Origin of the sequence: Streptomyces sp. NPDC019443 (genome assembly GCF_044389785.1) — a bacterium.
Taxonomy (GTDB): domain Bacteria; phylum Actinomycetota; class Actinomycetes; order Streptomycetales; family Streptomycetaceae; genus Streptomyces.
This window is the reverse complement of the sequence record NZ_JBIRYJ010000014.1, coordinates 14,485-40,901: the sequence shown is the minus strand read 5'-3', so window position 1 is coordinate 40,901 and position 26,417 is coordinate 14,485. Positions and strand designations below refer to the sequence as shown.

The following is a 26,417-nucleotide window of genomic DNA, read 5'->3' as shown; positions in this document are numbered from 1 at the left end:
CCGCCGCGGGCGGCGCGTCCTCCGTCGGCTACGGGCGGCGCGCCGAGGTCACCCGGTACACGTCGTAGACGCCCTCCACGCCCCGTACCGCCTTCAGTACGTGCCCGAGGTGCTTCGGGTCGCCCATCTCGAAGGTGAAGCGCGAGGTGGCCACCCGGTCGCGGGAGGTCTGGACGGCCGCCGAGAGGATGTTGACGTGCTGGTCGGACAGCACGCGCGTGACGTCCGAGAGGAGCCTGGACCGGTCGAGCGCCTCGACCTGGATGGCGACCAGGAAGACCGAGGACTGGGTCGGGGCCCACTCGACGTCGAGGATGCGTTCCGGCTGCTGCGAGAGCGAGTCGACGTTCACGCAGTCCGCGCGGTGAACCGATACGCCACTGCCGCGCGTGACAAAGCCGATGATGGGGTCGCCGGGGACGGGCGTACAACAGCGGGCGAGCTTGACCCAGACGTCCTCGACGCCCTTGACGACCACGCCGGGGTCGGCGTTGGCACGCCGCTTGCGGCCGCGCGCGGGCGGTGCGCTCTCAGCGATGTCCTCGTTGGCCGCCTCCTCGCCGCCGAGGGCCTGCACCAGTTTCTGGACGACGCCCTGCGCGGCCACATGGCCCTCGCCGATCGCCGCGTACAGGGACGAGATGTCGGGGTAGCGCATCTCGTGCGCGAGCGTGACGAGCGAGTCCCCGGTGAGGATGCGCTGGATCGGCAGGTTCTGTTTGCGCATCGCCCGCGCGATGGCGTCCTTGCCCTGTTCGATCGCCTCGTCGCGACGCTCCTTGGAGAACCAGGCGCGGATCTTGTTGCGTGCCCGGGGCGACTTGACGAAGCCCAGCCAGTCGCGCGAGGGGCCCGCGCCCTCGGCCTTGGAGGTGAAAACCTCCACCAGGTCGCCGTTGTCGAGGGTCGATTCGAGCGGTACGAGCCGCCCGTTGACCCGCGCCCCTATGGTCCGGTGGCCGACTTCCGTATGGACGGCGTACGCGAAGTCGACGGGCGTCGCGCCTGCCGGAAGCGCTATGACGTCGCCCTTCGGCGTGAAGACGAAGACCTCGTTGCGGGAGAGGTCGAAGCGCAGGGACTCCAGGAACTCGCTGGGGTCCTCGGTCTCCTTCTGCCAGTCCAGCAGCTGGCGCAGCCACGCCATGTCATTGACGGCATCGTCCTTGCCGGCCCGCTTCGGCACGTCCGTACGCACCTTGGAGGCGCCGGCAGAGGGCTCCTGCTTGTACTTCCAGTGCGCTGCGATGCCGTACTCGGCGCGGCGATGCATGTCGAAGGTGCGGATCTGCAGCTCGACGGGCTTGCCGTTGGGACCGATCACCGTGGTGTGCAGCGACTGGTACATGTTGAACTTGGGCATCGCGATGTAGTCCTTGAACCGGCCGGGGACCGGATTCCATCGCGCATGGACGGTGCCGAGCGCCGCGTAGCAGTCGCGGACGGTGTCGACGAGGACGCGGATGCCCACCAGGTCGTAGATCTCCGCGAAGTCGCGGCCGCGGACGATCATCTTCTGATAGACGCTGTAGTAGTGCTTGGGCCGTCCGGTGACGGTGGCCTTGATACGGGCGGCGCGCAGATCGGACTGGACCTCGTCGGTCACTATGGCCAGATACTCGTCGCGCTTGGGCGCGCGCTCGGCGACGAGCCGCACGATCTCGTCGTACATCTTGGGGTAGAGGATCGCGAAGGCGAGGTCCTCCAGCTCCCACTTGATGGTGTTCATGCCCAGCCGGTGGGCCAGCGGCGCGTAGATCTCAAGGGTCTCGCGGGCCTTCTTCTCCTGCTTCTCCCGCTTGAGATAGCGCATGGTGCGCATGTTGTGCAGCCGGTCGGCGAGCTTGATGACCAGGACGCGCGGGTCCTTGGCCATGGCGACGACCATCTTGCGTACGGTCTCGGCCTGCGCGGCCTCGCCGAACTTGACCTTGTCCAGCTTGGTGACGCCGTCGACGAGGAGGGCGACCTGGTCGCCGAAGTCGCGGCGCAGGGTGTCCAGGCCGTACTCGGTGTCCTCGACGGTGTCGTGCAGCAGCCCGGCCATCAGGGTCGCCGGGTCCATGCCGAGCTCGGCGAGGATGGTGGTGACGGCGAGCGGGTGCGTGATGTACGGGTCGCCGCTCTTGCGCTTCTGGCCGCGGTGCCAGCGTTCGGCGACCTGGTAGGCGCGCTCGATCTGGCGGAGCGTGGAGGTCTCGATCTTGGGGTCGTTGCTGCGCACTATCCGCAGCAGCGGCTCCAGTACGGGGTTGTACGGCGAGGAGCGCTGGACGCCGAGGCGGGCGAGGCGGGCGCGCACACGGTTCGACGAGCCGCCGGTCCTGGGCACGGCCGTGGGCGTGGGCCGGGGGGCGGGCGTGGGAGCAGGAGTAGGGGCGGGAGTGGGAGCGGAGACGGGGGCCGCACCCTTCGCACGCTCCGGGGCCGCACCGTTCGCACTCCCCCTGGAGGCACCTCCCAGCGGTAGCTGGGGGACTTCGGCCGGGGGGACCCCCATCTCGCTACGCTCGGGCGCAGCCGGCTTCGGCTTCTCGGCCGGCCTCTTCTCGGGCGTGACAGGGGCTGCCGCGGCCTTTTCGGCCATCTGGTCGGGCTGCGCGGCGGCGCGGTGGGCCTCGTCTGGCAAGAGCGCTCCTCGTGCGGTTCCGGGTTCCCCGGTCAGGTCCGGAGAAGCCATGGTATCGACCTCGGCGTCCCGGTGCTCATGAGGCCGTGGGTCCGGACATGACAGGTGAGACACACGAGCCTCTCCGGACGCCCTTTGGTCACTGCGCGCGATCGTCCGATCGCAGCGGACGGGGCGCCGTGTGATCGCAGCCGGACAGGCAGCCGGACAGAACGACGGGCGCCCCCGGGAAGATTCCCGGGGGCGCCCATCGGTACAACGACGCGTGGCGTCAGAGCGTTATCAGAGCCTCCAGCGGGGCCCCGCGCAGCGCCGGCTCCAGGCGCGCCCGGCCGCCGAGGAAGCCGAGCTCCATCAGGACCGCGACGCCCGCGACATCGGCTCCGGCGCGACGGATCAGCTCCAGCGACGCCTCGGCGGTGCCTCCGGTGGCAAGTACATCGTCGATGACCATGATGCGGTCGCCCGCCCGCAGGTCCTCGGCGTGCACCTCGATCTCGGCTTGGCCGTACTCCAGCTCGTACGCCTGCGAGAGCGTCGCTCCGGGGAGCTTGCCCGCCTTGCGTACGGGAATGAAGCCGAGCCCGGCGCGGACGGCGACCGGAGCGCCCAGGATGAAGCCGCGCGCCTCCAGACCGACGATCTTCGTGGCCTCATGGCGCGCGCACAGCCCGGCGAGCACGTCGGTGAGGGCCCCGAAGGCCTCCGGGTCCGCGAGCAGGGGCGTGATGTCCTTGAACATCACCCCCGGCTTCGGATAGTCGGCGACGTCCCGGATACGGCTGAGCAGCAGCTCCTGCGTGCCGACCGTCATCGGCGCCTGCCCGAGGGGCGACCGCGGCCGCGGCCACGCGGGCCCACGACGGCGCCCGCCGTCGCGGCGTCGTCCGTCACCACGTCCTGCGGCTGACCGGAGTCGTCCGCCGGCTCGCCCTTCGCGGCGGCCGCCGCGCGCTTGGCGAGCACCCGCTTCTTCAGGGCCTTCATCTGCGGCTCGCGCTCCTTGAGGTCGGCGACGAGCGGAGTGGCGATGAAGATCGAGGAGTACGCACCGGCCGCCAGACCGACGAACAGCGACAGCGAGATGTCGTTCAGCATGCCGGCGCCCAGGACACCGCCACCGATGAACAGCAGGCCCGCCACCGGCAGCAGCGCGACAACCGTGGTGTTGATGGAACGCACCAGGGTGCTGTTGATGCTGCGGTTGGCGACGTCGCTGTAGGTCCAGCGGGTCTGCTTGGTGATGTCCTTCGAGCCCTCCTTGAGGGAGTCGAAGACGACGACCGTGTCGTAGAGCGAGTAACCGAGGATCGTGAGCAGACCGATCACGGTGCCCGGCGTGACCTCGAAACCGACCAGCGCGTACACACCGACGGTGATCGTGATGTCGTGGATCAGGGCGATCAGGGCCGCGACCGCCATGCGCCACTCGAACGCGATCGCGAGATAGATCACGACGAGGATCATGAAGATCCCGAGGCCGGTCCATGCCTTGTTGGCGATCTGCTCGCCCCAACTGGGTCCGACGAGCTCGGCGTTGATCTTCTCCGAGTCGACCTTGAGGCTCTCGGAGAGCTCGGTCTTGACCTTGTCGGCCTGCTGGGTGTCGAGCTCGCTGACCTGGATGCGCAGTCCGCCGTTGCCGAGCTTCTGGACGATCGCGGGGTGACCGGAGGCCTCCTCCGCGGCGTTCTGTGCCTGGGAGACCGAGGCGCTCGTCTTCGGGGTGTTGAAGACGGCACCGCCCTTGAACTCGATGCCCATGTTCAGGCCTTGCACCGCCAGGCCGACGATGGCGGTGATGGTGATCAGGATCGAGAGGCCGTACCAGATCTTCCGCTTGCCGATGAAGTCGTAGCCGACCTCGCCGCGGTAGAGCCGGGCGCCGAGATTGCCGAGTCGCGACATCTCACGCCTCCTTCGGGTCGGTGGGGGCGGAGGCGCGGCGGGAGCGGCGCAGCGGGGGCTTGGCGCCGAGCCGCTTCGGGTCCAGTCCGGACCACGGGTGGCCGTTCGCGAAGAACCTCTTGCGGGCGAGGAGCGTCATCACCGGCTTGGTGAAGAGGAACACCACGACGACGTCGAGCAGGGTGGTCAGACCCAGCGTGAACGCGAAGCCCTGGACCTTGCCGACGGTGACGATGAACAGCACCGCGGCGGCGAGGAACGACACGAAGTCGGAGACCAGGATGGTGCGCCGGGCACGCGGCCAGGCACGCTCGACGGCGGGCCGCAGCGTACGGCCCTCGCGGATCTCGTCCCGGATGCGTTCGAAGTACACGATGAACGAGTCGGCTGTGATGCCGATCGCGACGATCGCACCACAGACCGCCGGCAGGTTCAGCGCGAAGCCGATGGCCGGGCCGAGCAGCGCCATGATCGTGTACGTCAGGATCGCGGAGACCATGAGGCTGAGAATCGCGATCAGAGCCAGGCCGCGGTAGTACGCCACCAGATAGATGATGACCAGCGCGAGGCCGATCGCACCGGCGATCAGACCCGCCTTGAGCTGCTCGCCGCCGAGCGCGGCCGTGACGGTGGTGACGCTCTGCTCCTCGAAGGAGAGCGGGAGCGCGCCGTACGACAGGATGTTGCCCAGGTCCTGCGCGGACTCCTGGGTGAAGTTTCCGGAGATCTCGGCGTTGGCGCTCAGCGCTGTGCGGACCGAGGGCGCGGAGACCACTTCGCCGTCGAGGACGATGGCGAACTGGTTCATCGGGGGCTGCTGCTGCGAGAGCCTGCTGGTGATCTTCTGGAACTTCTTGGCACCGCTGCTGGTGAAGTCCATCGTGACGATCCACATGCCACGCTGCTGGTCCAGCTGGCCCTTGGCGTCGTCGACGTCCTTGCCGTCGACCTCGGCGGGACCGAGGAGGTACTTCTCCCACGCGCCGTCCGAGTTCTGGCCGCAGCCGACGGTCGGCTCGCTGGGCTTGACGTTCTCACCGGCCGCGACGCGGGCCTTCTTGTTCGTGCAGTCGAGGGCCAGGAACGCCTTCTGCAGCTTCTCGGTGGCCGCTGCGTCGACCGGAGGGGTCGGCTTCGGGGTCCCGGAGGGCTTCGGCTTGCCCGACCCGGAGGCGGTCGGCGTGGGCGTCGGCGCCTTCAGGGCGTCGGTCACCGCGCGGCCCTGCGTCGTCGCAGTCGGCGAAGGGGTGCCGGACGGCGGGGTGGCCGTCTGCTTGCCGTCCTTGGCCTTGTCCGTGGCCTTGTCCGACGCCGAGGGGCTCGGGGAGGGCTTCGGAGAGGTGGGGCCGCCTGGGGCGACGGTCAGCACGGGCCGGAAGAAGAGCTGGGCGGTGGTGCCGACCTGCTCTCGGGCCTGCTGGGAATTCGTTCCCTTGGGGATGTTGACAATGATGTTGTCATCGCCCTGAGTCTGGACCTCGGCCTCGGAGACGCCCAGACCGTTGACGCGGCGCTCGATGATGCCGACCGCGGTGTTCATGTTGGTCGGGTTGACGGCGTTCTCTTGGCCGGGCTGGTTCTTTGCCTTGAGCGTGATGGTTGTACCGCCCGCCAGGTCGATGCCCAGACGCGGCTTGAGCTGACCCGCCCAGAACATCCCGCCTGTGAGCGCGACCATGGCGATCAGAATCAGTACCAGGGCGCGCCCCGGCCTGCTCTGAGCCCCCGCGGGCCTCCGGCCCCTATTCGGTGCTGCCACCTTCTCGTTTCTCCCTGTCCAACCGCCCCGCGCCGGGTGTGCGCCGAAGCGGCCACGAAGTGTTGTGGGGACCTGCCCCCGCAGAAATCAACACGACCGAGGGACCGCCGGGCGCCGGTGAGCGCCCCTGCGGTCCCCTCGCATGGCTACTTCGCGTCGGTCTCGCCGTCGGCCTTGCCGTCCTTGGGCTCGACGTCGTCCTTCGGCTCGACGTCGTCCTTGGACTCGGCGTCGCCCTTCGGCTCGGCGTCGTCGGCCGCGGGAGCCTCGGGCTTCTTGCCCAGGTCGATCTTGGCTTCGTCCGAGGAGTCGGCGGTCTCGGTCAGCGAGGAAGCGTCGTCCGGCACGACGGGGCCGTCGACCTTGAGGTGGCCGTCGCCGTGCACGATGCGGTTGTACTCCTCGTCGTCGAGGACCGCGCCGATGGAGTTCTTGGCGTAGACGGCGTGGACGCCGGGAGCCACCTCAAGGAGGACGGTGTCGTCGTGAAGCTCCTTGACGGTGGCGTACATGCCTCCGATCGTCCGGACGCCGGTGCCCGGCTGCATCTGGTCACGCATCTGGGCGGCCTGCTGCTGCTTCTTCTTGGCCGACCGGGTCATCAGGAACATGGCCCCGATGAGCACAATGAAGGGGAGGAGGGTCACGAGACTCACGGGACGGAACTTCCTTCGCACGACCGCACTGACGAGGCGGCCTTATCTACGGGGGTGGGTACGCCGACCTGTAGGGGCGGCATCGGCGGAGTCTAAGCGAGTCCGCATCATTGGAACAACGCCCAGCATCCCACCGTGGTTCCTGGCCCGGCGACACTCCGCGCCGTCACGTCCCGAACAGCCCCTGTTGTCCCCTTGCGCCGGGGGCCTGCTGCGGCGGTACGAGTCCGAGGTGGGCCCAGGCGGCAGGGGTGGCGACCCTGCCACGGGGGGTCCGGGCCAGCAGTCCCTCCCGTACCAGGAAGGGCTCGGCCACCTCCTCGACCGTCTCGCGCTCCTCCCCGACGGCCACCGCGAGCGTGGACAGACCCACCGGGCCGCCGCCGAACAGCCCCAGCAGCGCCTGGAGCACGGCACGGTCGAGGCGGTCGAGTCCGCGGGCGTCGACCTCGTACACCTTCAGAGCCGCGGCGGCCACCTCGCGGGTGATCAGGCCGTCCAGCTTGACCTGGGCGTAGTCGCGGACGCGGCGCAGCAGACGGTTGGCGATACGGGGCGTGCCGCGGGAGCGGCCGGCGATCTCGGCGGCGCCGTCGGCCTCTATGTCGACATCGAGGAGCTGGGCGGAGCGGTGGATGACGCGCTCCAGCTCGGCGGGGTCGTAGAACTCCATGTGCGCGGTGAAGCCGAAGCGGTCGCGCAGCGGGGGCGGCAGCAGCCCGGCCCTGGTGGTGGCGCCGACCAGGGTGAACGGAGGGAGCTCGAGCGGGATGGCGGTGGCCCCCGGGCCCTTGCCGACGATCACGTCGACCCGGAAGTCCTCCATGGCCATGTAGAGCATCTCCTCGGCGGGCCGGGACATCCGGTGGATCTCGTCGAGAAAGAGCACCTCGCCCTCCTGGAGGGAGGAGAGGATCGCGGCCAGGTCGCCTGCGTGCTGGATGGCGGGGCCCGAGGTGATGCGGATCGGGGCGTTCATCTCCGCCGCGATGATCATGGAGAGGGTGGTCTTGCCGAGGCCGGGGGCCCCGGAGAGCAGGACGTGGTCGGCGGTGGCGCCGCGCGCGAGGGCCGCTTTCAGGACAAGGTCCAGCTGCTCGCGGACCCGCTCCTGGCCGACGAACTCGTCCAGCGACTTCGGCCGCAGCGCCGCCTCGACGGCCTGGTCCTCTCCGTCGGCTGACCCGCCGACGAGCCGCTCGGCGGCGATGTCGTCGGTCGGCGGTGCGGTGTCGTCCCAGTTCACAGTCGATTGCCTCGCGAGTTCGGCGGTCGGAGCGGTCAGGCAGTCAGGCGGTCAGGCGGTCAGGCGGTCAGAGGGGGCGCAGGGTCAGCGGGTGCGGTTCAGAGTCTGGAGGGCGGCCTTGAGGAGCTGGCCCACATTCGGTGTGCTCTCGGCGGCCTCGGCCTGTGGCGCGACCGCAGCGACCGCCTCGTCGGCCTCACGGGTGGCATAGCCGAGGCCGATCAGCGCGGCGTGCAGCTGATCGCGCCAGGTCATCGGGGCTGCGGCCGCTGTGCCCTTGCCCTGCCTGCCGATGTGCGCGCCGACCGGTTCGCCGAGCCGGTCCTTCAGCTCGAGCAGCAGCTTCTGCGCGCCCTTCTTGCCGATGCCCGGGACGGCGGTCAGCGCCTTCTCGTCGCCGGTAGCGACGGCGACGCGCAGGGCGTCCGGGGTGTGTACGGCGACCATGGCCTGGGCCAGGCGGGGCCCGACGCCGCTCGCGGTCTGCAGCAGCTCGAAGACCTGGCGCTCGTCGTCGTCCGCGAAGCCGTAGAGCGTGAGCGAGTCCTCCCGTACGACCAGGGAGGTGGCGAGCTTGGCCTCCTTGCCGATACGGAGCTCGGAGAGGGTGTTCGGCGTGCACTGGACGGCCATACCGACGCCGCCGACCTCGATGACAGCGGTCGTGGGGGCGAGGGCGGCGACCGGGCCGCTCACAAAGGCGATCATGCGGTACGGCCTTTCGATGCGTGCAGGGCGACGGCTTGCTGGAGGCGGTTTTGCGCGGGGGCGCGCCAGATGTGACAGATGGCGAGGGCGAGGGCGTCCGCCGCGTCGGCCGGCCTGGGCGGGGCATCGAGCCGCAGCAGCCGGGTGACCATCGCCCCGACCTGTGCCTTGTCGGCCCGGCCGCTGCCCGTGACGGCGGCCTTGACCTCGCTCGGGGTGTGCAGGGCGACGGGGATGCCCCGGCGGGAGGCGCAGAGCATGGCGATCGCGCTGGCCTGGGCGGTGCCCATGACCGTACGCACATTGTGCTGGCTGAACACCCGCTCCACCGCGACGACTTCGGGCCGGTGCTCGTCCAGCCACTGCTCCATGCCCTGCTCGATGGCGACCAGCCGGGGGCCCAACTCGGCGTCCGCCGGGGTCCGTACGACACCTACGCCGAGCATGGTCAGGGGACGGCCCGCGACGCCCTCGACCACGCCGACGCCGCACCGCGTCAGCCCTGGGTCCACGCCCAGTACCCGCATCGTGCCCCCTCCTTCAATCGCCTGTTTGTGCAGGCTATCGGCTGCCAGTGACAAAGCGATGGGCCGACGGGGCGTGTGCCCCGTCGGCCCGTGGACCGCTGTCGTGCGCAACCATGAGTTGAGCAACCCCCGCGGCGAGCAACCAACTCCGCTAGAGCGGCTGGCGGCACCCCCCAGCCCGCCAGCGCCAGGGGGTTCAGCCGCAAAAGGGGTCAGGCGTCGACCTTCTCCATGACCTCGTCCGAGACGTCGAAGTTGGCGAAGACGTTCTGCACGTCGTCGCTGTCCTCGAGCGCGTCGATCAGCTTGAAGATCTTGCGCGCGCCCTCTTCGTCGAGCTCAACCTGCATGGTCGGAAGGAAGTTGGCCTCGGCCGAGTCGTAGTCGATGCCCGCCTCCTGGAGCGCGGTGCGGACCGCGACCATGTCGGTGGCCTCGCTGACGACCTCGTACGACTCACCCAGGTCGTTGACCTCTTCGGCACCCGCGTCAAGGACCGCGCCAAGGACGTCGTCCTCGGTCAGCTCGCCCTTGGGGACGATCACGACGCCCTTGCGGTTGAAGAGGTAGGAGACGGAGCCCGGGTCGGCCATCGAGCCGCCGTTGCGGGTCATCGCGACACGTACGTCGGAGGCGGCGCGGTTGCGGTTGTCGGTGAGGCACTCGATGAGCACCGCCACACCGTTCGGACCGTAACCCTCGTACATGATCGTCTGGTAGTCGACACCGCCTGCTTCAAGACCGGCGCCGCGCTTGACCGCGGAGTCGATGTTCTTGTTGGGGACGGAGCTCTTCTTCGCCTTCTGGATGGCGTCGACGAGCGTCGGGTTGCCCTCGGGGTCGGCGCCGCCCGTGCGGGCCGCGACCTCGATGTTCTTGATCAGCTTCGCGAAGAGCTTGCCGCGCTTGGCATCGATCACGGCCTTCTTGTGCTTCGTCGTAGCCCATTTAGAGTGGCCGGACATCTGCCTGTCTCCTTCGCGTAACCCACTACTGCTGCGTTCGGCAGAGATCCTACCGGGATCACGTCACCCGGCCGCGCGCACCATGTCCACGAAGAGGCCGTGCACCCGGTGGTCGCCGGTGAGTTCCGGGTGGAAGGAGGTCGCCAGGGCATTGCCCTGCCCAACGGCGACGATATGGCCGTCGTGCTCGGCGAGCACCTCGACCTCGGCGCCCACGGACTCCACCCAGGGGGCGCGGATGAAGACGCCGTCGACCGGTCCATCGGTCACTCCGGCGACCTCGACGGCCGCCTCGAAGGACTCGTTCTGCCGGCCGAAGGCATTGCGGCGGACGATCATGTCGATGCCGCCGAGCGTCTCCTGGCCCGAGCGCGGGTCGAGGATCTTGTCGGCGAGCATGATCAGGCCGGCGCAGGTTCCGTAGACGGGCAGGCCCGCCGCGATCCGCTCGCGCAGCGGCTCCATCATGCCGAACAGCACCGCGAGCTTGGACATGGTGGTGGACTCGCCGCCGGGGATGACGAGGCCGTCGACCTCGGCGAGCTCCTCGGGGCGCCGGACCGGCCTGGCCACGGCGTCAGCCGCGGCCAGGGCGATCAGGTGCTCCCGTACATCGCCCTGCAGGGCGAGAACCCCGATGACAGGGGTGCCGGGAGTGGTCATTACCAGCCCCGGTTCGCGTAGCGCTCGGTCTCGGGGAGGGTGTCGCAGTTGATGCCGACCATGGCCTCGCCGAGGTTGCGGGAAGCGTCCGCGATGATCTTGGGGTCGTCGTAGAAGGTGGTGGCCTTCACGATGGCCGCGGCGCGCTTGGCCGGGTCGCCCGACTTGAAGATGCCGGAGCCGACGAAGACACCCTCGGCGCCGAGCTGGCGCATCAGCGCCGCGTCGGCCGGGGTGGCCACACCACCGGCGGAGAACAGGACGACCGGCAGCTTGCCGAGCTCGGAGACCTCCTTGACGATCTCGTACGGGGCGCGGAGCTCCTTGGCGGCGGCGTACAGCTCGTTGTTGTCGAAGCCGCGCAACTTGGCGATCTCGTTCTTGATCTGGCGCAGGTGACGGACGGCCTCGACGACGTTGCCGGTGCCGGCCTCGCCCTTGGAGCGGATCATGGCCGCGCCCTCGGCGATACGGCGCAGCGCCTCACCGAGGTTGGTGGCACCGCACACGAAGGGAGTCGTGAAAGCCCACTTGTCGCTGTGGTTGACCTCGTCGGCCGGGGTCAGCACCTCGGACTCGTCGATGTAGTCGACACCCAGCGACTGGAGGACCTGGGCCTCGACGAAGTGGCCGATACGGGACTTGGCCATGACCGGGATGGAGACGGCGTCGATGATCTCTTCGATCATGTTCGGGTCGGACATCCGGGCCACGCCGCCGTCCTTGCGGATGTCGGCGGGGACCCGCTCCAGGGCCATGACGGCCACGGCGCCCGCGTCCTCGGCGATCTTCGCCTGCTCGGCGTTGACCACATCCATGATCACACCGCCCTTGAGCTGCTCGGCCATGCCGCGCTTGACGCGCGCGGTGCCGGTCTCGGGGGCCTGCGGGGTGGGGAGCGTGCTGGACACGGATGACCTCACTCGATGACGACGTTGTGATGCGTCCCCGATGGAACAGCCGGGGACCAGTCCACTGCAAGGGCCAATGAACAGCCGGTGGATCGTTTTGAACCCTCAGGTACCGGGCGTCAGGAGCCGAAGGTCAGGTGCCGAGCGTCAGGAACCGAAGGTCAGGTGCCCGGGCGGTCGGCGAGGGCGGTCGGCGGTTCGTCGTCCATCTCGAAGGCCAGCGGGAAGGGCGCGTGCCCCGCCAGCCGGAACCAGCGGACCTTGCGGTGGCGGCGCAGGGCGCGGGCCGCGCGCACCGAGTCGTTGTGGAACCGGCGCGCCATCGGGACCCGGCGCACCGCCTGCGCGAGCTCGCCCGCGGCCTCCTCACCGCCCGGCACCTCGCGTACGGCCTCGACCTGCGCCGGCTCCCCGAAGACGGCCCGCAGCGCCGCGCTGAGCTCGCTCTCGGCGACCTCGCGCTGCTCCTCCTCGGCCTGGCGGGCGGCGTGGGCGGCCTCGTACAGCACGATCGACGCGGCCGGGTCGAGCACGCCGGAGGTGGCTAGTTCCTGGGTGACCGAGGCGCGGCGCAGGAGTTGGGCGTCGAGCGCGGCGCGGGCGGCGTCGATACGGGAGTGCAGCCGGTCGAGCCGGCCGGCGGTCCAGCTCAGATACAGGCCGATCGCGACGAGGGCGACGACGATCCAGATGATGGTTTCGGTCACGGGCGGCAAGGCTACCGGGGGCGGGGCGGCACCCACCCCGCCCCTTCACTGGGGCTCCGCCTCAGACCCCGCTCCTCAATCTCCCCCAGACTCCGTCCGGGGACCCCCACGGGGCCTAATTTCGGGGCTCCGCCCCGGAGAGGCTGAATTTCGCCCGTCCGGCGTTTGAGGACAACGCCCGAAGGGCGTACGAGGGCTGGGGGAACGCCCTCAGTTACGGGAAGGGGCGGGGTGGGGAAAGGGCCAGCCGCGGCGCGGGGCTCGCGCGCATCCCGGCCCCAAGGCGCGAGCTCAGTCGCGCGCCAGGCCGAACCTCGAGCGGAATCCCGATCTCTCGTCCGCCGCCACCACAGCCGCGCCGTGCGTCACCGTTTCGTACACCGCCAGGATGTCCGCCCCGACCGTCGACCAGTCGAAGCGCCGCACATGCGCGCTCCCCCGCGCCCGCAGCTCCGCCCGCCTCTCCGGGTCCCCCAGCAGCCGTACAGCCGCAGCCGCAAGCGCGTCCGCGTCCTCGTTGGCGAACAGCTCGCCCGCCGCGCCCTGGTCCAGGACCTGCGCGAACGCGTCCAGGTCGGAGGCGAGCACCGGCGCGCCCGCCGACATCGCCTCGACCAGGATGATGCCGAAGCTCTCACCCCCGGTGTTGGGTGCGACGTACACATCGACGCTGCGCAGCAGCCGCGCCTTGTCCTCGTCGCTGACCATGCCGAGGAACTCGACCCGCGAGCGCATCTCCTTCGGCAGCGAGGCGACCGCCTCCTCCTCGTCGCCGCGCCCCGCGACCAGCAGCCGCACGTCCGGGCAGGCCTCGACGATCTTCGGGAAGGCCGCCATCAGCACAGGCAGACCCTTGCGGGGCTCGTCGATGCGCCCTATGAAGCCGATCGTGTTGCCCTGCCACTCCGCCTTCGGCTCGGCCTTGTCGAAGAAGCCGACGTCGACGCCGTTCGGGATGACGACCGCGTCGCCGCCCAGGTGCTCGACGAGCGTCCGGCGGGCGTATTCGCTGACCGCGATCCGGGCGCTGATCTTCTCCAGCGCGGGCTGCAGGATCGGATACGCGGCGATCATCGCGCGGGAGCGCGGATTCGACGTGTGGAACGTCGCGACGATCGGCCCCTGCGCCGCCCAGCAGGCCAGCAGCCCCAGCGACGGCGAGGTCGGCTCATGGATGTGGATCACGTCGAACGTGCCGTCGTGCAGCCACCGCCGCACCCGCGCGGCCGACAGGAAGCCGAAGTTGAGCCGGGCGACCGAGCCGTTGTACGGGACCGGAACGGCCCGGCCCGCCGAGACGACGTACGGCGGCAGCGGCGTCTCGTCGTCCGCCGGCGCAAGGACCGACACCTCGTGGCCGAGCCGGATCAAATGCTCCGCAAGGTCTCTGATGTGGAATTGGACGCCGCCCGGTACATCCCAGGAGTACGGGCAGACGATGCCGATCTTCACAGCGGCCGCTCCTCAAGGTCGGCGAGCCACAGCCGCTGCAGCATGTGCCAGTCCTCCGGATGCTCGGTGATTCCCGTGGCGAAGGCATCGGCCAGCGCCTGTGTCATGGAAGACGCCTTCTCGGCCCGGGTACCTGTCTCGGGTACCTCGACCGGTGCATGGATCCGCCCGCGCATGAGCGGAGCTTTGTCGTACCACAGCGTCACCGGCATCAGCAGCGCGCCGGTCTGCTGGGCCAGCAGCGCCGGTCCGGCCGGCATCCGGGCCGTCTCCCCGAAGTACTTCACCTCGACGCCCGAGGCCGACAGATCACGGTCGGCGACCAGGCAGACCAGGCCGCCGGAACGCAGCCGCCGGGCCAGCGTGCCGAAGGCCTCGCCGCCGCTGTGCGGCAGCACCTCCATGCCGAGGCTCTCGCGGTAGGCCACGAACCGGTCGTAGAGCGTTTCGGGCCTGAGGCGTTCGGCGACGGTGGTGAAAGGGATGCCCAGGATCCGGGTGGCCCAGACACCCGCGAGGTCCCAGTTCGCCAGGTGCGGCAGCGCGAGAACCACGCCGCGCCCCGCCGCGAGCCCGTCCTTCAGATAGTGGGCGCCCTTGATCTGCACGTTCTTCTCGACGCGCTCGGCGCTCCATGTGGGCAGCCGGAAGGACTCCATCCAGTACCGCATGTAGGAGCGCATGCCGGCCTTCGACAGCTCGGCGAGACGCTCCGGGCTCGCGTCGGGCACCACCCGGGCGAGGTTGGACTCCAGCCGCAGCACGCTCTTGCCGCGCCGCTTCCACGCGATGTCCGCGATGGACCGGCCGAGCGCGGCCGCCACCGGCTCCGGCAGCTTCTTGACCGTGCTCCAGCCGAGTCCGTACAGCCCGTCGGTCAGCCGGTCCCGCATCACGTCGCCTCAGCCTCGTTCCCCTGCCCCGCGGCGGCATCGGCCTCCGCGGACTCCCGTCGTACCGTCACGACCCGCTGTCCAAGTGTCACCAGGCTGCCGACGGCCACGATCCACAGCGCGATCGGCAGCAGCACGTCGATCCCGGGAACCCCGAAGGCATGCAGTCCCGCGAGTCCGGCGGCGACCAGGGAGATCACCAGTCTCTCGGCCCGCTCGACGAGACCGTTCACCGCGACCGGCAGGCCAATCGATTCGCCACGTGCCTTGGTGTACGACACGACCTGGCCGCTCGCCAGACAGAAAATGGCGACGGCACACAACACGTTGTCGTTTCCGGTGCCCGCGTACCAGAGGGCGAAACCGGCGAAGATCGCGCTGTCGGCGACCCGGTCGAGGGTCGAGTCCAGGAATGCGCCCCAGCGGCTTGAAATCCCCGCCTGCCGCGCCATATTGCCGTCGACGAGGTCCGAGAAGACGAACAACGTGATGACGATCGTGCCCCAGAAGAACTCTCCCCGGGGGAAGAAGACCAGCGCACCCGCCATCACTCCGGCCGTGCCCATGAGGGTGACCGCGTCGGGACTCACCCCGCGTCGGAGCAGAAAAGCGGCGAACGGTGTGAGGACACGCGTGAAGAATGCACGCGCGTACTTGTTCAGCATGGCCTTCCCGAGGGTCGGTGGGCCGCATGGCCCCATCGGCCACCGGCTGGCCCATCGTAGCCAGGACCGACGCGCTCCAGCGCCGCGCACCCGCCTCCCGCCGTCGCGTACGACGTATGGACGCACCGTGACGGGAGTGGAAAGCTCGAAAGACGACCGCGGGCATCGCCGGAGCTGCCCCCGGACGCTGTCCGGGACCTCCCTCATGGCTCCCCGCGCCCGCGGCCTCTCTCCTCACCGGGCAATCGATCGGGAGGCAAGATCATGGGCGACAAGGCGAACGCACACCCCGGAGCCGCCGGCAGGGCGGCTACGGCCGACCAGCCCTCATCCGTACGGAACGTGGTGCTGGTCGGCCACAGCGGATCGGGAAAGACGACGTTGATCGAGGCCCTCGCGCTGACCGCGGGAGCGGTCAACCGGGCGGGCCGGGTCGAGGACGGCGGTACGGTCTCCGACTACGACGAGATCGAGCACCGGCAGCAACGTTCCGTACAGCTGTCGCTGGTCCCCGTCGAATGGGGCGGGTACAAAATCAATCTGCTGGACACTCCCGGATATGCCGACTTCGTCGGGGAGCTGAGGGCCGGTCTGCGAGCCGCGGACGCGGCCCTTTTCGTTGTGTCGGCGGCGCAGGAGGCCGATGCGGTCGCGAGTACGACCCGCATGGTGTGGGAGGAGTGCGCGGCGGTCGGAATGCCGCGCGCGATCGTCGTCACGCATCTGGAGACCGCGCGCACCGATTTCGAGGAGCTGACCCGGGTCTGCGGAGGCATTTTCGGCGGTGACGACCCCGATGCCGTACTGCCGCTGTATCTGCCGCAGTACGGGGCGCAGAATCCTGACGGCCATGCGCCGGTCACCGGTCTGGTCGGACTGCTCTCGCAGAAGATCTTCGACTACTCCTCCGGCGAGCGGAAGGAGATCCCGCCCGATCCCGAACAGACGGCACAGATCGAGGAGGCCCGCAGCCGACTGATCGAGGGGATCATTTCCGAGAGCGAGGACGAGACGCTCATGGACCGCTATCTCAGCGGCGCGGAGATCGACCTCAACACGCTGATCGAGGACCTGGAGAAGGCCGTCGCGCGCGGCATCTTCCATCCGGTGCTGGCGGCCGCCCCCGCGCCCGAGGGCGCCAGGCAGGGGCTCGGTACGGTCGAACTCCTCGAGCTGATCACTCGCGGCTTCCCGACCCCGCTGGAGCCGGCGGCACCTGTCGTCACCACCCCGCAGGGCGCGGCGCGCCCGCAGATCAACTGCGACCCGGACGGGCCGCTGGTGGCCGAGGTGGTCAAGACCGCGTCCGACCCGTATGTCGGCCGGATCTCTCTCGTCCGGGTCTTCTCCGGCACCCTGCGACCCGACGAGACCGTGCATGTGTCGGGGCACGGCCTCGCCGACCGCGGTCACGAGGACCATGACGTCGACGAACGGGTCGGCGCGCTCTCCGCGCCCTTCGGCAAGCAGCAGCGGCCGCTGGGCCGGGTCATCGCCGGAGACCTCGCCTGTGTCGCGAAGCTGGCCCGCGCCGAGACCGGGGACACGCTCTCCTCGAAGGACGACCCGCTGCTGATGGAGCCCTGGACGATGCCCGATCCGCTGCTGCCGCTCGCGATCCAGGCGCACAGCAAGGCGGACGAGGACAGGCTCTCCCAGGGACTTTCGCGGCTGGTCGCCGAGGATCCGACGATGCGGCTCGAACAGAACCAGGCCACACACCAGGTGGTGCTGTGGTGCCTGGGCGAGGCGCACGCCGACGTGGCGCTGGAGCGGCTGCGCAGCCGGTACGGCGTCCAGGTCGACGTCGTGCCGTACAAGGTGTCGCTGCGGGAGACGTTCGGCGAGGCGTCGGCGGGCCGCGGCCGGCATGTGAAGCAGTCCGGCGGCCACGGCCAGTACGCGATCTGCGAGATCGAGGTGGATCCGCTGCCCGCGGGGTCCGGCATCGAGTTCGTCGACAAGGTCGTGGGCGGTGCGGTGCCGCGGCAGTTCATCCCGTCGGTGGAGAAGGGCGTACGCGCCCAGGCGGCGCGCGGCGTCGCGGCCGGGTACCCCCTCGTCGACGTACGGATCACGCTGCTGGACGGCAAGGCGCACTCGGTGGACTCCTCCGACGCGGCCTTCCAGACGGCGGGCGCGCTGGCGCTGCGCGAGGCGGCCGCGGACGCGCGTATCCATCTGCTGGAGCCGGTGGCCGAAGTGCGGGTGCTGGTGTCGGACGAGTATGTGGGCCCGGTGATGAGCGACCTGTCGGGGCGTCGCGGCCGGGTGGTCGGCACCGAGCAGGCAGGAGGGGCGCGCACGCTGGTACGGGCCGAGGTGCCGGAGATCGAGATCGGGCGGTACGCGGTCGATCTGCGGTCGATCTCGCACGGGACCGGGCAGTTCAGCCGCTCGTACGCACGCCATGAGGCGATGCCGCCACAACTGGCCGAAAAGCTCCGCGAACAGGCCGAGAACGGGTCGTAGTTGAGGATGCCGCCCGCCCGATCGCCCTACGGCGGGCGGCATTTCAACGCCCACTGACGCGGGCGGCTCGCCCCCGATACGCTGTGGTGCCCAGCTCAGAAGGTGTGCGGGGCACGGTAGTTGGGAACAGGCCGCAGTGCGGATGCTTGCGGCGATGGGGGCGGTAGTGGCGAACAACGTTTTCGACTTCACTCCGGGAGCTCAGGTCCCGCTCCTGGGCTCGGCCGGGCAGACGGCTGCGACGCATGCGCTCGCCTCCGCCGCTTACCGCGACAGCCCCCTCGACGAGATACTCAAAGCCAACAGCGAGTGGCACAAGTCCGAGGTGAAGAAGGGCAAGTTCTCGCTCTTCGAGCCGAATCTGGGCGAGGCCTTCTCGCGGGCCGTGCAGGTGCGGATGCTCGGCGGAGCGCGCAAGGCGCTGATCCAGTCCTTCGGCACCGAGCCGCAGTCGGTGGTCGAGCACTGCCTGGCCGCCAACCGCATCCGCAAGGAGCGGGACACCAGGCTCACCGCCGTGATGGCGGTGTTCGGGCTGCTGTTCCTGCCCGGGCTGCTGCTCTGGCTGGCCGTCTTCCAGCTGCGCCGGACAATCGCGGGCGCGCAGAAGAAGCGCGCCGGGGCGCTCGGCACACTGCTGCTCGTCGGCATCGGCGGCCTTGCCGTGATCTTCCTGGTCAAGCTGCCGCTGGGCGGAATCTGGGCGTACTACATCCGCGGCATGATCGTCGCCCCGGTCGTCGGCTGGCTGTTGGCCAAGCGGATCTGCGAGTCCACGGCGAAGGACATGCGCGCCAGCTGGGATTCCCTGCTCTCGGGCGGCGGCATCGGCGCCAAGGTGCCCGAGGCGGTGCCTGGGCACCCCAATGAGACCGCGCGCGAGCAGCTGCGCCAGGGACTCGAGAAGCTCACCGCCGAGCAGCAGTCCAACTCGGTCTTCTACGCGGGACCCAAGGGCATACTCGGGATGGGCACCCGCTGGGGCAGCTGGCAGATGGCCGAGGAGCTGGTCTCCAAGGAGCCGGGCAAGGACATCAACCAGTTCCGCAGCTGGGACGTGATACGGGTGGTCCACGACAAGCTGAAGATGCTGGAGCGCGGCCCGCTGAACTCCGGCGGCTTCCCCACCCCGTCCGTCAAGCACTGGATCGTGGCTCCGGTCGGCGAGAACGCCGGGGAGGTGTCCCGGCCGGACGGCCAGGACGTGGAAGCCTTCCAGGTCAAGGGCCACGAGATACAGCGGATCTGCAACCACCAGCAGTTCGGCGGCGGAAACCGCCACTATCTGGGCGTCCAGTTCACCCTCTGGGACGGCCAGTTGGTGATCACCATGATGATCACCGTCACCGTGCTCCACGAGACGCTGCGCGTCGAGGTGACCGGTCACGCCCTCGGCCCGGTGCACTCCCTGTTCACCACCAAGCCCGCGCCCAAGACCGTGACGGTGAGCAAGACGATCCGCTTCTGGGAGACCGTCGACCGGCAGCTGCCGCTGGTGGAGACACCCGAGGTGGTACGCCTCGCGGTGCGCGCGCCCTTCACCTGGTACCCGCCGCTGTTGGACTTCCTCGGCGGCAAGCTGGTCCTGCCCGAGCCCTTCGGACTGCGCCATGCCTGGGCTGAGAAGCCCTGGCGGCACCGGTTCATGGCGGACGACGCGATGCGCGCGGCCACGCCCGTGCTGCGCGTGACGCACGCGGCTGCGATGAAGGTGCTCGAGGAGAACGGCGTGGACACCGAGCGCTTCGGGAACCGCTCCATGGTCGTCAGCAGCTTCGTACAGGACCCGGCTCCGCGCAACGCCGACCTCTACGACGCGTGAGCGCGACGCCTGGCCCGTCGCCTCAGGCGGGCCAGGCCTCCGCCAGCATCTTGCGCGTATCGGCCAGGAGCTGGGGCAGCACCTTGGTGTGTCCGACGACCGGCATGAAGTTGGTGTCCCCGCCCCACCTCGGCACGACGTGCTGGTGCAGATGCGCGGCGATGCCGGCCCCGGCGACCGCGCCCTGGTTCATGCCGATGTTGAAGCCGTGCGCCCCGGCGGCCTTCCGCAGCGCGGTCATCGCGTGCTTGGTGAACGTCGCGAGTTCGGCGGTCTCCGCGTCGTCCAGCTCGGTGTAGTCGGCGACATGGCGGAAGGGCACCACCATCAGATGCCCGCCGTTGTACGGGTAGAGGTTGAGCACCGCGTAGACACGTGAGCCGCGGGCGATGACGAGCCCGTCCTCGTCCGACTTGGCGGGGATGGCGCAGAAGGGACAGCCGTCGTCGGCCCCCGGACCGGTCGGCTTGTTCTCCCCCTGGATGTAAGCCATGCGGTGGGGCGTCCACAGGCGCTGGAACGCGTCCTGCGTCCCTACTCCGATCTGCTGCTCCGGCTCAAGCGTCATGTTGTGCAGCATATGACTTCGCCCGTACGCGGCGTGTCGTCGGGGTTGAGCCCGGCCGCCGGGCGGCGATGCTGGGCCGATGGACGTCGACGATGCCGCCGGCCGGGAGCGGCGCTGGGAGCAGCGCATCGAGCTGCCCCTCTTCGCAGCCTCGCTGCTCTTCCTCGGCGGATACACGGTAGTCGTGCTGGCGCACGACGCCGCCCCGGTGTTGTGGGATGTCGCGCTCGCGCTGATGCTGCTCACCTGGCTGATGTTCGCGCTCGACTACGCGGTGCGGCTGAAGCTGAGCGGAGAGGGACCTCGCTTCGTACGCACCCACTGGCTGGACACCCTCGTGCTCGTGCTGCCGCTGCTGCGGCCGCTGCGCATGGTGCGGGTCTACACGGCGGTGCAGCGGCGGCGCGGCAGGCCGCGACTGAGCCTGCACGCGCGCGTGATCACCTACGCGAGCATGTCGGCTGCACTGCTCGGCTTCTCGGGCGCGCTCGCCGTCTATCAGAAGGAGCGCTCCGCCCCGGACGCGACCATCCGTACCTTCGGTGACTCACTGTGGTGGGCCTGCTCGACACTGACCACGGTGGGTTATGGGGATGTGGCGCCGGTGACCACCCTCGGCCGGGCGATCGCGGTGGTGCTGATGGCCTGCGGGGTGGCGCTGCTGGGCGCGGTGACGGGGTCGTTCTCGTCCTGGCTGCTACAGATCTTCGCGCGGGAGGACGAGAAGGGGTCCCCGGGGAACTGATGTCCCCGGGGACCGATCCCCGCGTGCGCGGGAAGCGGAGATTCGCTAGCGCGTCGCCCCTCGCAATGCCGGGGTCATCCCCGCATACGCGGGGCGCACGTCACACCTGGACCCGGCGCTCCACCACATCAACGAGCTTCGCCAAGGCGAGGTCGCGGGGAATCCCGTTCTCCTGCGAACCATCGCGGTAGCGGAACGACACCGTGCCCGCGTTCATGTCGTCGTCGCCGACGATGATCATGAACGGGACCTTCATCTTCTGCTGGTTCCTGATCTTCTTCTGCATCCGGTCCGAGGAGGCGTCGACCTCGACCCGCAGGCCCTTCTTCTTCGCCTCGGCGGCGAACTCCTGCAGATACGGAACGTGGGCGTCTCCGACCGGAATGCCGACCGCCTGCACCGGCGAGAGCCAGGCCGGGAACGCGCCCGCGTAGTGCTCGAGCAGCACCGCGAAGAACCGCTCGATCGAGCCGAACAGCGCGCGGTGGATCATGACGGGGCGCTGCTTGCTGCCGTCCGGACCGGTGTACTCCAGGTTGAAGCGCTCCGGCAGGTTGAAGTCCAGCTGGACGGTGGACATCTGCCACGTGCGGCCGATGGCGTCCTTCGCCTGGACGGAGATCTTCGGCCCGTAGAACGCCGCACCGCCCGGGTCCGGGACAAGCGGCAGGCCTTGCTTCTCTGCCACCTTGCGCAGGGTCTCGGTGGCCTCCTCCCAGATCTCGTCCGAACCGACGAACTTCTCCGGATCCTTGGTGGACAGCTCCAGATAGAAGTCGGTGAGGCCGTAGTCGCGCAGCAGGTTCAGCACGAAGGTGAGCGTCGAGTCGAGCTCGTCCGCCATCTGCTCCTTGGTGCAGTAGATGTGCGCGTCGTCCTGGGTGAAGCCACGGGCCCGGGTCAGGCCGTGCACGACGCCCGACTTCTCGTACCGGTACACGGTCCCGAACTCGAAGAGACGCAGCGGCAGTTCACGGTAGGACCGGCCGCGCGCATCGAAGATCAGGTTGTGCATCGGGCAGTTCATGGGCTTGAGGTAGTAGTCCGTGCCCTCGTCGAGCTGCATGGGCGGGTACATGCCCTCGGAGTACCAGTCCAGGTGGCCGGAGGTCTCGAAGAGCTTCCCCTTGGTGGCGTGCGGGGTGTAGACGAACTCGTACCCCTCTTCCTCGTGCCGCTTGCGGGAGTAGTCCTCCATGACGCGGCGGACGACGCCGCCCCTGGGGTGGAAGACGGCGAGGCCGGAGCCGATCTGTTCCGGGATGGAGAAGAGGTCCAGCTCGTTGCCGAGCTTGCGGTGGTCGCGCTTCTCGGCCTCGGCGAGGAACTCGAGGTGCGCCTTGAGCTCTTCCTTGGAGGGCCAGGCGGTGCCGTAGATGCGCTGCAGCATGGGGTTCTTCTCGCTGCCGCGCCAGTACGCGGCGGCGTTGCGCATCAGCTTGAACGCCGGGATGTTGCGGGTGGTGGGCAGGTGCGGACCGCGGCAGAGGTCCTTCCAGCACAGGTCGCCGGTCTTGGCGTCAAGGTTGTCGTAAATGCTCAGCTCGCCCGCGCCGACCTCGACGTCCGCGCCGTCGTCGGAGGACGCGGAGCCCTTGAGCCCGATCAGTTCCAGCTTGTACGGCTCGTCCGCCAGCTCCTCGCGGGCGGCCTCGTCGGTGACGACGCGCCGCGAGAAGCGCTGGCCGCGCTTCTGGATCTCCTGCATCTTCTTCTCGATGGCCTTGAGGTCATCGGGGTGGAAGGGCTTCTCGACATCGAAGTCGTAGTAGAAGCCGTCCTTGACCGGCGGGCCGATGCCGAGCTTGGCCTCGGGGAAGAGCTCCTGCACGGCCTGAGCCATGACGTGCGCGGTGGAGTGGCGCAGGATGTTCAGCCCGTCCTCGGAGGAGATCTCGACGGGCTCGACCTCTTCGCCGTCCTCGATCTCGTACGCGAGATCCTTCAGCTCGCCGCCGACGCGGGCGGCGATGACGGTGCGCTCGCCGGCGAAGAGCTCGGCCGCCGTGGTGCCCGTGGTCACCACGCGCTCTTCCCGCTCGGAATCGCGTTGGATGATCACACGGACGTCTGACACCGGTCTCTCCTGACTGAAGGGGTACGCCGCATTCGTACTGCGCGCGCTACGAATCGTACCGAGCGGCTGGGGTCCGTCGCGAAACGGTTTGTTCCCCCACCCCGCCCCTTCCCGTAACTGGGGGCAAGCCCCCCACCCCGATGCGCCCCTCGGGCCCCGAAACCACGCCCCGCCGACGCTTGAGGCCCGGGGTCCAGGGCCGAGACCCGAAACCACGCCCCGCCGACGCTTGAGGCCCGGGGTCCGGGGCGGAGCCCCAGTTCGGGAAGGGCGACCCGCACCGCGCCGCGCGCCCCGTCACTCCTCCTGGCACGCCTCCTCAAAAAAGTCCAGATTCTCCTGCAGCGACTTCATCAGCCTGTCCCGCTCCGACTCATCCACCTGCACCGGCACCACATTGGACGCGTCCGTCAGCCGCCGGAAGCCGCCGCGGCTCTCCAACCGGCCCACCACCCGGATCGGCAGTCCGACCAGGTGCGCATGGCCCGCCGTGCGGTACGAGTCCTCGTCCAGCGCCACCCGTACGTGTGGCACCTCCGCCCCCGCCAGCACCCGCAGCCGGACCGTCCCCGCGCCCCGCGGGCCCGAGCGGCGCATGCGGACCACCGTGCCCGTGATCCGGACCGGCACCGAGGGCTCGTCCGTCAGATAGCGCGCGCCCGCCCCGCGCAGCGCAGGCAGGTCACCGGGCGAGAACTCCACCGGTTCGTTCCGCGGCGCGCACCCCTCCGGCACCCCCGCCGCGGGCGACCACTCCAGGGCGATCCGTGCCCCCTCCGCCCCGCGCACCAGCGCGATGACGGCCTCCGTCAGCTCCCGGCTCACTCCCGCCTCGACGGCCGCGTCGAAGGCCTCCATGCCGCCGGTCGCCCGCTGGTAGTCGGCGGCCTCCCGGGTCGCCTGTAGCGCGTGGTAGAGCCGGACCACGACCGCGCGGCCGCTCTGCACCGGCACGAACGCGGTGAGGCTGCGTCCGCCAGGAGCGGGTCCCACCAGGACCCCTTCCAGCGAGGCCTGGGCCTGCCGCCGGTGCCGCGCGCCGTAGTAGCCCGCACGGCCGCGCGCCGCGAGCGCTCCGGCCATCAGCATCTGCCGGGCGGCAGCCCGCAGTTGTTCCTGTACGGTCCACGAAACCGCGCCCGAGGGCCCCTGCGGCACATCGCGCCACCACCGGATCTCGTCGCTCGGCACGGTCAGCCCGACCAGCACTTCGCGGGCCGACGGCGCGGCGCTGCGCGCGAGCGCGGTCAGCGCCTCGCCCAGCAGATCCTCGCAGTCGGGAAAGGACCGGCTGTCGGGGACGAGCAGACTCGTCCCGCCCGCCGCATGCCCCGGCGGCGTCCAGCGCGCATAGCGCCCCGTCGTTCCCCCGCGCCGCCGCCACCCGTGCCGGTCGAGCAGCGCGCCCAGGACGACGGGGTCGACCTGGGCGGGATCCAGCTCGCCGCCTCCGTACCAGGGTCCTGGCACATCACCGGTCGGGTGTGGTCGTACTGACTCGTCGAAAGGCCGGTGCATCAGGGTCTCCCTCCCACCCCGACCCGGGTCATGATCTCGCAGAGCGCCCGGTCGTCGAAGATCCGCGAGGTCGGGATCCGCACAGTGGTCCTGCGCCTGCCCGTCACCGGGTGGCCGGCCAGGTTGGTCCAGTAGCAGCAGTGCCTCAGATCGAGCCGGTCGTGACTGGCCCGCAGCCACTCGTCCTGTGTCCGGGGGACGAGCATCACGACCAGGATCTTGTGCACGGAGACCGGGGTACGGGCCAGCTTCACCAGGTGGTCGTTGTCGAGCGTGAAGGAGAAGGCCGGACCCGGTGGGTGCGGGGGGATCTGGTACGTGCACTTGAGCTGCACCTTGATGGTCACCTCGTCGTCGACGGCGTGACCGGCCGAGCTGTGACTGACATGCCAGTCGATGCCGTTGTCCGGAAACGGCTGCGACAACGAGCAGCCGGCCGCGGCGGCGACCGCGTGCAGATAGCCCACTTGAAGTGTTTCCATGCAGGCGGTGGTGGCGAGTGCGCCGCGCAGCGGTGCTGTCCGCTGCGGCAGCAGCCCTCCCCCGTAGCCTTCGGCACGGGTGGGACCCCCACCAGATTCAGGCTGCGCGAGCGCCATGGCTCCTCGTGCCTTCCGGGCTGTACCGATCAGTGTCCCCACGATGGGGCGTCAACTTCCCGGCACCCCAACTGTGTTGTCACCGCCCTGCGTACAGCGCAAACAGCCCGGGTATCACCGATTCGGGCAGGGGGACGACGCCATCTGCCAGGCATGTGCGAGGAGTTCGGGGATGACGCGCTGGTATGACGGCCCCCTGGCCGCATTTGACACAGAGACCACAGGAGTCGACGTCGAGGAGGACCGGATCGTTTCGGCCGCCGTCGTCGTCCAGGACATGACGGGCGGCCGGCCGCGCGTCACCCGCTGGCTGATCAATCCGGGGGTGCCCGTGCCGCCGGGCGCCACCGAGGTGCACGGGCTGACCGACGATCATCTGCAGCGCAACGGCCGCTGGCCCGCGCCGGTGATGGAGGAGATAGCGAGGGCGCTGGCCGAGCAGTGCGGCGCCGCCCGCCCGCTCGTCGTGATGAACGCGCCCTTCGACCTGACCATCCTCGACCGCGAACTGCGCCGCCACCGCGCCGCGTCGCTCGGCCGCTATCTGGAGAACGTCCCGCTGTGTGTGCTGGACCCGAGGGTCCTGGACAAGCATCTGGACCGGTACCGCAAGGGCCGCCGCACGCTCACCGATCTGTGCGCGCAGTACGAGGTCGTACTGGACGGAGCGCATGACGCGGCCGCGGACGCGACGGCGGCACTGGAGGTCACGCGGGCGGTGGGGCGCCGTTTCGCCTCCCGGATGGAGCGTCTTTCGCCGGCGGAGCTGCACACCCTGCAGGCGGTGTGGCACGCGGCTCAGGCGCGTGGCCTGCAGGCGTGGTTCGCCCGCAGCAGTACTCCTGAGGTGGTGGACCCCGCGTGGCCGCTGCGGCCCGAACTGCCCGCCGCGGCCTGACTCCGGGTGGCGCCCCGCTGAAGGGCGCC

At 69.7% G+C, this 26,417-nt stretch carries 23 protein-coding genes; 4 read left to right on the top strand and 19 right to left on the bottom strand.

Going from position 1 to position 26,417, the window contains the following annotated elements:
• Positions 1–28 precede the first annotated feature (28 nt).
• The 15 genes from ACH492_RS31425 to pgsA form a co-directional block, all read right to left on the bottom strand.
• On the bottom strand, positions 29–2,629 hold the full coding sequence (locus ACH492_RS31425; protein ID WP_398991456.1) for a RelA/SpoT family protein: 2,601 nt from the start codon (positions 2,627–2,629) through the stop codon (positions 29–31).
• Between the two features lie 271 nt (positions 2,630–2,900).
• On the bottom strand, positions 2,901–3,443 hold the full coding sequence (locus ACH492_RS31420) for an adenine phosphoribosyltransferase (RefSeq protein ID WP_398991454.1): 543 nt from the start codon (positions 3,441–3,443) through the stop codon (positions 2,901–2,903).
• A complete protein-coding gene (secF, locus tag ACH492_RS31415; protein WP_398991452.1) occupies positions 3,440–4,537 on the bottom strand; it encodes a protein translocase subunit SecF in 1,098 nt (365 codons plus the stop codon). Before secF ends, ACH492_RS31420 begins: the two co-directional genes overlap by 4 nt.
• Position 4,538: 1 nt before the next feature.
• The gene (secD, locus tag ACH492_RS31410; RefSeq protein WP_398991450.1) at positions 4,539–6,296 is read right to left on the bottom strand and encodes a protein translocase subunit SecD; all 1,758 of its coding nucleotides are present in this window, start codon (positions 6,294–6,296) and stop codon (positions 4,539–4,541) included.
• 146 nt (positions 6,297–6,442) lie between these two features.
• The gene (yajC, locus tag ACH492_RS31405; RefSeq protein WP_398991448.1) at positions 6,443–6,952 is read right to left on the bottom strand and encodes a preprotein translocase subunit YajC; all 510 of its coding nucleotides are present in this window, start codon (positions 6,950–6,952) and stop codon (positions 6,443–6,445) included.
• Between the two features lie 166 nt (positions 6,953–7,118).
• Positions 7,119–8,198 carry a Holliday junction branch migration DNA helicase RuvB gene (gene ruvB / locus ACH492_RS31400; RefSeq protein WP_398991446.1) on the bottom strand — a complete coding sequence of 360 codons (1,080 nt, stop codon included), beginning with the start codon at positions 8,196–8,198 and terminating at the stop codon, positions 7,119–7,121.
• Positions 8,199–8,282: 84 nt separating this feature from the next.
• The gene (gene ruvA, locus ACH492_RS31395; protein WP_398991444.1) at positions 8,283–8,906 is read right to left on the bottom strand and encodes a Holliday junction branch migration protein RuvA; all 624 of its coding nucleotides are present in this window, start codon (positions 8,904–8,906) and stop codon (positions 8,283–8,285) included.
• Positions 8,903–9,433 (bottom strand): crossover junction endodeoxyribonuclease RuvC, encoded by a 531-nt coding sequence (gene ruvC / locus ACH492_RS31390; RefSeq protein ID WP_398991442.1) that lies wholly within the window; start codon positions 9,431–9,433, stop codon positions 8,903–8,905. The genes ruvA and ruvC overlap by 4 nt, the downstream gene beginning before the upstream one ends.
• Before the next feature lie 212 nt (positions 9,434–9,645).
• Positions 9,646–10,398 (bottom strand): YebC/PmpR family DNA-binding transcriptional regulator, encoded by a 753-nt coding sequence (locus ACH492_RS31385; RefSeq protein WP_398991440.1) that lies wholly within the window; start codon positions 10,396–10,398, stop codon positions 9,646–9,648.
• A gap of 63 nt (positions 10,399–10,461) precedes the next feature.
• Positions 10,462–11,061, bottom strand: coding sequence for a pyridoxal 5'-phosphate synthase glutaminase subunit PdxT (gene pdxT / locus ACH492_RS31380; RefSeq protein WP_398991438.1), 600 nt, complete (start codon positions 11,059–11,061; stop codon positions 10,462–10,464).
• A complete protein-coding gene (pdxS, locus tag ACH492_RS31375; protein WP_398991436.1) occupies positions 11,061–11,972 on the bottom strand; it encodes a pyridoxal 5'-phosphate synthase lyase subunit PdxS in 912 nt (303 codons plus the stop codon). The genes pdxT and pdxS overlap by 1 nt, the downstream gene beginning before the upstream one ends.
• A gap of 161 nt (positions 11,973–12,133) precedes the next feature.
• Positions 12,134–12,679, bottom strand: a complete 546-nt coding sequence (locus ACH492_RS31370) for a hypothetical protein (RefSeq protein WP_398991435.1) — start codon at positions 12,677–12,679, stop codon at positions 12,134–12,136.
• A 291-nt stretch (positions 12,680–12,970) separates the two neighbouring features.
• The gene (locus ACH492_RS31365; RefSeq protein ID WP_398991433.1) at positions 12,971–14,131 is read right to left on the bottom strand and encodes a glycosyltransferase family 4 protein; all 1,161 of its coding nucleotides are present in this window, start codon (positions 14,129–14,131) and stop codon (positions 12,971–12,973) included.
• Positions 14,128–15,024: a phosphatidylinositol mannoside acyltransferase gene (locus ACH492_RS31360; protein ID WP_398991431.1), complete on the bottom strand. Its 897-nt coding sequence runs from the start codon at positions 15,022–15,024 to the stop codon at positions 14,128–14,130. Before ACH492_RS31360 ends, ACH492_RS31365 begins: the two co-directional genes overlap by 4 nt.
• Positions 15,024–15,689 (bottom strand): phosphatidylinositol phosphate synthase, encoded by a 666-nt coding sequence (gene pgsA / locus ACH492_RS31355; protein WP_398991428.1) that lies wholly within the window; start codon positions 15,687–15,689, stop codon positions 15,024–15,026. Before pgsA ends, ACH492_RS31360 begins: the two co-directional genes overlap by 1 nt.
• A gap of 264 nt (positions 15,690–15,953) precedes the next feature.
• Here pgsA and ACH492_RS31350 point away from each other — a divergent pair, with 264 nt between their 5' ends.
• Together ACH492_RS31350 and ACH492_RS31345 are read left to right on the top strand one after the other, a co-directional pair.
• Positions 15,954–18,161, top strand: a complete 2,208-nt coding sequence (locus ACH492_RS31350; protein WP_398991425.1) for an elongation factor G-like protein EF-G2 — start codon at positions 15,954–15,956, stop codon at positions 18,159–18,161.
• A 166-nt stretch (positions 18,162–18,327) separates the two neighbouring features.
• Positions 18,328–19,983 (top strand): hypothetical protein, encoded by a 1,656-nt coding sequence (locus tag ACH492_RS31345; RefSeq protein ID WP_398991423.1) that lies wholly within the window; start codon positions 18,328–18,330, stop codon positions 19,981–19,983.
• Positions 19,984–20,005: 22 nt separating this feature from the next.
• On the opposite strand, the gene ACH492_RS31340 is transcribed toward ACH492_RS31345, so the two are convergent.
• Complete coding sequence (locus ACH492_RS31340) at positions 20,006–20,563, bottom strand: HIT family protein (protein ID WP_398991421.1); 558 nt, start codon at positions 20,561–20,563, stop codon at positions 20,006–20,008.
• Between the two features lie 67 nt (positions 20,564–20,630).
• Between ACH492_RS31340 and ACH492_RS31335 the strand changes: the two genes are divergently transcribed.
• Entirely contained in the window at positions 20,631–21,296 is a 666-nt protein-coding gene (locus ACH492_RS31335) for a potassium channel family protein (RefSeq protein WP_398991419.1), read from the top strand.
• Between the two features lie 100 nt (positions 21,297–21,396).
• On the opposite strand, the gene thrS is transcribed toward ACH492_RS31335, so the two are convergent.
• The 3 genes from thrS to ACH492_RS31320 all read right to left on the bottom strand — a co-directional run bounded on the left by thrS (position 21,397) and on the right by ACH492_RS31320 (position 25,490).
• The gene (gene thrS, locus ACH492_RS31330; protein WP_398991417.1) at positions 21,397–23,373 is read right to left on the bottom strand and encodes a threonine--tRNA ligase; all 1,977 of its coding nucleotides are present in this window, start codon (positions 23,371–23,373) and stop codon (positions 21,397–21,399) included.
• Positions 23,374–23,670: 297 nt separating this feature from the next.
• Positions 23,671–24,891 (bottom strand): hypothetical protein, encoded by a 1,221-nt coding sequence (locus ACH492_RS31325; RefSeq protein WP_398991415.1) that lies wholly within the window; start codon positions 24,889–24,891, stop codon positions 23,671–23,673.
• Positions 24,891–25,490, bottom strand: a complete 600-nt coding sequence (locus ACH492_RS31320; RefSeq protein WP_398991413.1) for a DUF4365 domain-containing protein — start codon at positions 25,488–25,490, stop codon at positions 24,891–24,893. Before ACH492_RS31320 ends, ACH492_RS31325 begins: the two co-directional genes overlap by 1 nt.
• A 172-nt stretch (positions 25,491–25,662) precedes the next feature.
• On the opposite strand from ACH492_RS31320, the gene ACH492_RS31315 reads away from it, so the two are divergent.
• A complete protein-coding gene (locus ACH492_RS31315; protein ID WP_398991411.1) occupies positions 25,663–26,388 on the top strand; it encodes a 3'-5' exonuclease in 726 nt (241 codons plus the stop codon).
• Positions 26,389–26,417 lie beyond the last annotated feature (29 nt).